Source organism: Collimonas fungivorans (genome assembly GCF_028292705.1).
Classification (GTDB): domain Bacteria; phylum Pseudomonadota; class Gammaproteobacteria; order Burkholderiales; family Burkholderiaceae_D; genus Collimonas; species Collimonas fungivorans_B.
Genome location: NZ_JAQGLV010000308.1, coordinates 1 through 7,206 on the forward strand (window position 1 = coordinate 1; position 7,206 = coordinate 7,206).

7 protein-coding genes and 1 pseudogene are annotated in these 7,206 nt (G+C 60.3%); 4 read left to right on the plus strand and 4 right to left on the minus strand.

Features of this window, described 5'->3' with window-relative positions:
• Together JWQ61_RS17285 and JWQ61_RS17290 are read left to right on the plus strand one after the other, a co-directional pair.
• Positions 1–239, plus strand: a pseudogene (locus tag JWQ61_RS17285) (M20 family peptidase); the annotation flags it as partial.
• A 123-nt stretch (positions 240–362) separates the two neighbouring features.
• Entirely contained in the window at positions 363–560 is a 198-nt protein-coding gene (locus tag JWQ61_RS17290) for a hypothetical protein (protein WP_304361609.1), read from the plus strand.
• 36 nt (positions 561–596) lie between these two features.
• On the opposite strand, the gene nadC is transcribed toward JWQ61_RS17290, so the two are convergent.
• Both nadC and nadA read right to left on the minus strand, forming a co-directional pair.
• Positions 597–1,487 carry a carboxylating nicotinate-nucleotide diphosphorylase gene (gene nadC, locus JWQ61_RS17295; protein ID WP_304361610.1) on the minus strand — a complete coding sequence of 297 codons (891 nt, stop codon included), beginning with the start codon at positions 1,485–1,487 and terminating at the stop codon, positions 597–599.
• The gene (gene nadA / locus JWQ61_RS17300) at positions 1,484–2,635 is read right to left on the minus strand and encodes a quinolinate synthase NadA (RefSeq protein ID WP_304361615.1); all 1,152 of its coding nucleotides are present in this window, start codon (positions 2,633–2,635) and stop codon (positions 1,484–1,486) included. The genes nadC and nadA overlap by 4 nt, the downstream gene beginning before the upstream one ends.
• A 260-nt stretch (positions 2,636–2,895) precedes the next feature.
• Here nadA and JWQ61_RS17305 point away from each other — a divergent pair, with 260 nt between their 5' ends.
• Entirely contained in the window at positions 2,896–3,465 is a 570-nt protein-coding gene (locus JWQ61_RS17305; RefSeq protein ID WP_304361611.1) for a hypothetical protein, read from the plus strand.
• Between the two features lie 89 nt (positions 3,466–3,554).
• On the opposite strand, the gene JWQ61_RS17310 is transcribed toward JWQ61_RS17305, so the two are convergent.
• Positions 3,555–5,156, minus strand: a complete 1,602-nt coding sequence (locus JWQ61_RS17310) for an ABC-F family ATPase (protein ID WP_304361612.1) — start codon at positions 5,154–5,156, stop codon at positions 3,555–3,557.
• A gap of 150 nt (positions 5,157–5,306) precedes the next feature.
• Positions 5,307–6,215 (minus strand): class A beta-lactamase, encoded by a 909-nt coding sequence (gene bla, locus JWQ61_RS17315; RefSeq protein ID WP_304361613.1) that lies wholly within the window; start codon positions 6,213–6,215, stop codon positions 5,307–5,309.
• A 118-nt stretch (positions 6,216–6,333) separates the two neighbouring features.
• On the opposite strand from bla, the gene JWQ61_RS17320 reads away from it, so the two are divergent.
• Positions 6,334–7,194 carry a LysR family transcriptional regulator gene (locus tag JWQ61_RS17320; RefSeq protein ID WP_304361614.1) on the plus strand — a complete coding sequence of 287 codons (861 nt, stop codon included), beginning with the start codon at positions 6,334–6,336 and terminating at the stop codon, positions 7,192–7,194.
• Positions 7,195–7,206: the final 12 nt, after the last annotated feature.

Genomic DNA, 7,206 nt, shown 5'->3' on the forward strand with positions numbered 1-7,206 from the left:
AGAAGATCTACCAGGAACTGGACCTGCCGATGACCGTAGTAGACGTAGCCAGCGGCGGCGGCACCGATGCGGCGTTCGCTGCGTTGAAATCGAAAGGTGCGGTGGTGGAAGGAATGGGGCTGAGCGGATACGGCGCGCATTCGAACGACGCTGAATACGTCTTGCTGAACACCATTGTTCCGCGCCTGTATTTATCGACGCGGCTGATCATGGATTTTGCTCAAGGGAAAGTCCAGTAACATACCGTATGGCTGGGCCGCTCACCCTGCCCAGCCATACGGTAAATACCTAAACCGGTTCAAACCGAGGGCTGGAGGGCTGGAGGGCTTGATCCCGGCGCAAGCTGCAGTTACCATCTCTGCATGGAAACCAGGATCATCAAACTTGAAGAATTTGCCGGTGAGGCGCGTGACCGCCTGACGCGCATCGAAACACGCCTGGACCATATGGCCACCAAAGAAGATGTGTCCAAGCTTGAGGCCACTCTTCTAAGATGGTTTATCGGAACCGCCGTCTCCCTGACGGCCCTGGCGTTCACTGCAGCAAAACTCATTCACTGAGCGCAACGCCACCGTTGCGCAGCCAGTTCAATACGTTTATCCAATAATCCGCAGTGAATAATCGGTCGCCCGGATATCCTTGGTCAGGCTGCCGATCGAAATCCGGTCAACGCCGGTTTCCGCGATAGCCCGCACCGTGTCCATGTTGATGCCGCCGGACGCTTCCAGCAGCGCCCTGCCGTCGGTCAGCTTGACGGCGTCGCGCATGGCGTCGAGGCTGAAGTTGTCGAGCAGGACCGAGTTGGCGCCGGCGCTCAATGCTTCATCCAGCTGCACCAGGTTTTCCACTTCAATCTGTACCGTCACGTCCGCATCCAGCTTGTGCGCCGCCTGCATGGCGGCAGCGATGCCGCCGGCCGCGGCGATATGGTTTTCCTTGATCAGGATGCCGTCGTACAGGGCCAGCCGCTGGTTGTGCCCGCCGCCGACGCGCACTGCGTATTTCTGCGCTAGCCGCAGGCCGGGCAAGGTTTTGCGGGTATCGAGGATATGCGCCTTGGTGTCGGCAATGGCATTGACGTAAACGCGAGTTGCGCTGGCCACGCCGGACAGCAGCTGCAGGAAATTCAAGGCGCCGCGTTCGGCGGTCAGCAAGGCCCGGGCCGGCGCATCGATGAGGCAGACCTGGCTGTCGGCGCTCATCAGGTCGCCCTCGGCATACGACCAGTCGATGCGGATGCGTTCATCCAACTGCCGCATCACGGCTTCGAACCATGGCGCGCCGCACAGCACAGCCTGTTCGCGCACGATCACGCGCGCCTTGACCATCTGTTGTTCGGGAACCAGCTTGCCGGTCAGATCGCCGCTGCCGACGTCTTCGGCAATCGCGGTGCGGATATTGTTGTCGAACGCCGTTTGCAGCGCGGCGTCAAACGGCGCGAAACGATTCTCTAAGTTGCTAACTACGTTACTGGTAGATGTACTCATGCGGGACCGATTCCTGAAAACAGTTTTTGTTCTTGCGCCAGATCGCTGGACGGGCGCACATTGGCTTTGCGCTGGGCCGCGAAATCCAGCATGCGGTCGATGCAGACTACCGCCTTGCGGCTGGTTTCAGCGTCGACGTGGATTTCATTGCCGCCGAATTCCAGCACATCGGCCAGGTTCTGCAAGCCGTTCATCGCCATCCATGGGCAATGCGCGCAGCTCTTGCAGGTGGCGCTGTTGCCGGCGGTTGGCGCATCGATAAAGCGTTTGCCCGGCGCCGCCATGCGCATCTTGTGCAGGATGCCGTTATCGGTGGCGACGATGAATTCATCGGCATCCAGGTTCTGGGCCGCGGCGATCAGCTGGGTGGTGGAGCCGACCACATCGGCCTGCGCCACCACCGCTTCCGGCGATTCCGGATGCACCAGGATCTTGGCGTTCGGGTGCTGCTGGCGCAGCAGTTCCAGTTCGACGCCCTTGAACTCGTCGTGCACCAGGCAGGAACCCTGCCACAGCAGCATGTCGGCGCCGGTCTGTTTCTGTATGTAGCCGCCCAGGTGCTTGTCCGGCGCCCATAGGATTTTTTTACCCTGCGCGTGCAGGTGGGCCACGATGTCGAGGCCGATGGAGGATGTCACCATCCAGTCGGCGCGCGCCTTGACCGCAGCGCTGGTGTTGGCGTACACCACCACGGTGCGGTCCGGGTGCGCATCGCAAAAAGCGGAAAACTGGTCGGCCGGGCAGCCCAGGTCGAGCGAACAGGTGGCGTCCAGGTCGGGCATCAGCACGCGCTTGTGCGGGCTCAGGATTTTCGACGTCTCGCCCATGAACTTGACGCCGGCAACCACCAGCGTCTTGGCCGGATGGTCGCGGCCGAAGCGCGCCATCTCCAGCGAATCGGAAACGCAGCCACCTGTTTCTTCTGCCAGGTCCTGCAAATCGCCATCGACGTAATAATGTGCGACCAGCACCGCCTGCTGTTCTTTCAGCAGGCGCTTGATGCGCTCCTTGAGAGCGATTTTCTGGTCAGGGGTGGGAGTATCAGGGACGCGGGCCCAGGCGTGTGCGGTGCAGCTGGTACCTGCGCTGCTGCCTGAGTCCATTTGCGGCCGCTCGAATTCAACGGTTTTGATGGCGTGGGTTTGCATGGCTACGATGGGTGAGAGGGTCATGAGCTGCGGTAATACGCAATGATACGACAGAAGGCGCAACAAGACATTTTGCAACAGCAATCGGGAGGCATCGGGACAGGAATTCTACCGCCAACCTTGACATCGCGTGTGAACATTACCTTATTGCAAGCAAGAATGAACTCCCGTACTATGATTTGACAATTGTCATAAAAAAAATCTGCCGGGCTAAATGCCTGAGCATTTTGTTGCATGCATTATAAGAACACAGGGACAACATGATAATTTTCGACAAAACCGATCGCGGCCGTACCGAAATAGCAACACGCGGCCAGGCCGTGGCGCCGCGCCTGCGCACACTGCTGCTGCTGGTGGACGGCAAGACCAGCAACGACGAGTTGCTGCGCAAGGTAGCCGGCCTGGGCCTGGGCCAGGAACACCTGGACGAGTTGCTGCAAGCTGGCCTGATCCAGGCCAGCGCCGATAGCGGCAGCACCAAGGCCAGCACAGTCAGCAGCGCTACCCCTACCCCAGTTGAAACCCCGGCATCGAAAAGCGTGCCGCCGCCAGCCGCCGCGCCCGTGTCGGCCGAGCAGGTGCTGCCGCCGGGACAAACCCAGTTTGAAGCGATTTATCACTTCTACAACGACACCATCAAGAGCATGATCGGCTTGCGCGGCTATGGCTTGCAGCTGAAGGTCGAACGCGCCAGCAGCATCCAGGATTTCCGCGAACTGCGCCAGCAATACCTGGAGGCGGTGCTCAAGGCCAAGGGCGAGGAAATCGCCCGCAGCCTGCGCGGCCGGCTGGACCAGTTGCTGTACTTAGGCGAACGACCGCAGCAGTAATTGATGCGGCGATAAAAAAAGCGTGGCAGAGTTTATCTGCCACGCTTTTTTTTACTTCATGGCGCGGAAATATTCTCGCGCCCTCCAATTTACTCGATGCCCTGACTGCTCAGGTAATCCTCGTAGGAACCCTGGAAGTCGACTACTTCATTTTCCTTGACTTCCAATACGCGGGTGGCCAGCGACGATACGAACTCGCGGTCATGCGAGACGAAGATCAGGGTGCCGGCATATTTTTCCAGCGCGATGTTGAGCGACTCGATCGACTCCATGTCCATGTGGTTGGTCGGCTCGTCCAGCAGCAGCACGTTATGGCGGCCCAGCATCAGCTTGCCGTACATCATGCGGCCCTTTTCACCGCCGGACAGCACCTTGACCGACTTCTTGACGTCGTCGCCGCTGAACAGCAGGCGGCCCAGGCTGGAACGCACGGCCTGGTCGTCATCGCCTTCCTGGGTCCATCGTCCCATCCAGTCGGTGAGTGTCATGTCGGTCGCAAAATCTTCGGTCGGATCCTGCGGCATGTAGCCGACGTTGGCGTTTTCCGCCCACTTCACCAGGCCGCTGTCGGCCGCCAGGCCAGCGATGTCGCTGCCGCCGATGCTGCGCAACAAGGTGGTCTTGCCGGCGCCGTTGGCGCCGATGATGGCGATTTTTTCGCCGGCTTCAACCATGATGTTGAAGTTCTTGAAAATCGGATGGTCGTAAGTCTTGCTGATGCTTTGCACTTCCACCGCCAGCCGATGCAGTTTCTTCTCGCCGTCGAAACGCACGAAAGGATTGGCGCGGCTTGATGGCTTGACATCCTCGACCTTGATTTTTTCGATCTGCTTGGCGCGCGATGTCGCCTGGCGCGCCTTCGATTTGTTGGCCGCGAAGCGGCGCACGAAATCCTGCAGTTCGGCGACCTTGTCCTTGGCCTTGGCATTCACCGACAGCTGCTGCGCACGCGCTTGCGAGGAAGCCAGCATGTAGTCGTCGTAATTGCCTGGATAAACCTTGAGGGTGCCGTAGTCCATGTCGGCCATGTGGGTGCACACCTGGTTCAGGAAGTGGCGATCATGGGAAATGATGATCATGGTCGAATTGCGCTGGTTCAGCACATCTTCCAGCCAGCGGATGGTATTGATGTCGAGGTTGTTGGTCGGCTCGTCGAGCAGCAGGATATCCGGATTCGAAAACAGCGCCTGCGCCAGCAGCACGCGCAGCTTCCAGCCCGGCGCGACATTGCTCATCGGGCCTTGATGCTGGTCGATCGAGACGCCCACGCCCAGCAGCAGTTCGCCGGCGCGCGCTTCGGCGGTATAACCGTCGTATTCGGCAAACTTGGCTTCCAGGTCGGCCGCCTTCATGTAGTCGTCGTCGGTGGCTTCCGGATTGGCGTAGATCGCATCGCGCTCGGCCATCGCCGCCCACATTTCCGTGTGTCCCATCATCACCACGTCCAGCACGCGCATTTCTTCAAACGCAAACTGGTCCTGGCGCAATTTGCCCAGGCGTTCGTTCTGGTCGAGCATCACGTTGCCGCCCGACGACTCCAGGTCGCCGCCCAGGATCTTCATGAAGGTCGATTTGCCGCAGCCGTTGGCGCCGATCAGGCCATAACGGTTGCCATCGCCGAATTTGACGGAAATGTTTTCAAACAGCGGCTTGGGGCCGAACTGCATCGTGATATTTGCGGTGGACAACATCTTAGATTTGGTCTTTTCTTAATTGAATCATGGGGTTAGATAGTCGCGGCATTATACAGTATCCACCTTTGTGCACTGCATGAACCAGCATAAAACCAACGCCTGCCGCCACTATTTCCATGATTTCGACCAGATTTCCTGCCTGCCGCCTTACTTCGCCGCCAGCGATGCCGCCAGGCGCCCGACCTCCGCCAGGGTTGCATTACGCGTCGCTTCCGCCGCCTTGGTCCCGGTCAGGTAGGTTGCCACCAGCAGCGGTGCGCGGCCGGGCGGAAACAGGATACCGATGTCGTTGGTGCTGCCGTAGGCGCCAGAGCCGGTCTTGTCGCCCACCCGCCAGCCGGCCGGCAGCAAGGCCCGCAAGCGCTTGTCGCCGGTTTTATTCGCCAGCAGCCAGGTGGTCAGCTGTTTGCGCGAGTCAGCGGATAAGGCATTTCCCAACAGCAGTTGTTGCATGGTGGACAGCATCGCGTTGGGCGACGTGGTGTCGCGCGGATCGCCCGGGGTGGCCTGGTTGAGCTCCGGCTCAATGCGGTCGAGCCGGGTCACCTTGTCGCCCAGGGAGCGCATGTAGGCCGTCAACTGAGACGGACCGCCGAAGCTGTGCAGCAGCAGGTTAGCGGCGGTATTGTCGCTCAGGGTCAATGTCGCTTCACACAGTTCAGCTACCGACATGCCCTCGCCGCCGACATGTTTCTCGGTGGTAGGGGAATACGGGACCAGATCGGCCCTCTCGAAGCGGATGCGCCGCGCCAATTTTTCCTGCTCCTGATCCACGCGATGCAGCGTCAATCCCGCCGCCAGCAATTTGAAGGTGCTGCACATGGGAAACCGCTCATCGCCGCGATAGGCATGGCTTTGGCCGGTAACGGTGTCGAGAATGGCAACGCCGAGACGGCCGCCGCTTTTGGCTTCTATCTGGCGCAATTGCCGAGCGATCGGATCGGCGACCGGCTTGGCTACGGCAGCTGCCGAGGCCCAGGATTTCTGTGTGTAGCCGCCTAAGACCAGCGCTCCTAGAGCTGCCCCCAGGTTTCCGGCAAACTGGCGTCGTTTCATGTTTTCCCTCTGAATTTAGTGAACAGGGCATCAACGATAACGTTGACCCGGCCATCGCTCAAGCTACAATATCCAAGGTAAGACATAAGAAATACTATTGCAAAGATGGAGAAACAATATGCACCTCCCCTTGAATTCCCTGCGCGCTTTCGAAGTCTCGGCGCGCTTGCTCAGCTTCACCCGCGCGGCCTCCGAGCTGAACGTCACGCAAGCCGCGATCAGCCAGCAGGTAAAAAATCTTGAAGAAAGAATGGGCGTGCAGCTGTTCCGCCGGCTGCCGCGCGGGCTGGCGCTGACCGACGAGGGCATCGCCCTGCTGCCGGTGCTGGCGGAATCGTTCGGACGCATAGGGGCCGTGCTGCAGCAGTTCGGCGACGGCCGCCGGCTGCGCGAAGTATTGACCGTGGGCGCCGTAGGCACCTTCGCCGTCGGCTGGCTGATTCCCCGTCTGCGCGATTTCCAGCAAGCCCACCCGTTCGTCGATTTCCGCTTGTTCACCAACAACAACCGGGTCGACATCGCCGGCGAGGGCCTGGACTACGCCATCCGTTTCGGCGACGGCGCCTGGCACTCGACAGAAGCCGAAGAGCTGCTGGCGGCGCCGCTGTCGCCGATGTGTTCGCCCGCAGTAGCATCTTTCCTGCGCGATCCGGCCGACCTCGCCGGGCAGGTATTGCTGCGCTCCTACCGCACCGACGAATGGGCCGCCTGGTTCGCCGCAGCAGCCCTGCCCTGCCCGCTGCTGCGAGGCACCGTATTCGATTCCTCGCTCACCATGGCCGAAGCCGCCGCCCAAGGCGCCGGCGTAGCGCTGCTGCCGGCCCGCATGTTCGCCCGCGAACTGCAGCATGGCCGCCTGACCCGCCCGTTCGACATCGAAATCGCCAGCGGCAGCTACTGGCTGACACGCCTCAAATCAAAACAAGCCACCCCCGCGATGCAAGCCTTCAGAGAATGGCTGCTCGCCGCCACCAAATAAATTAGGGTCAGA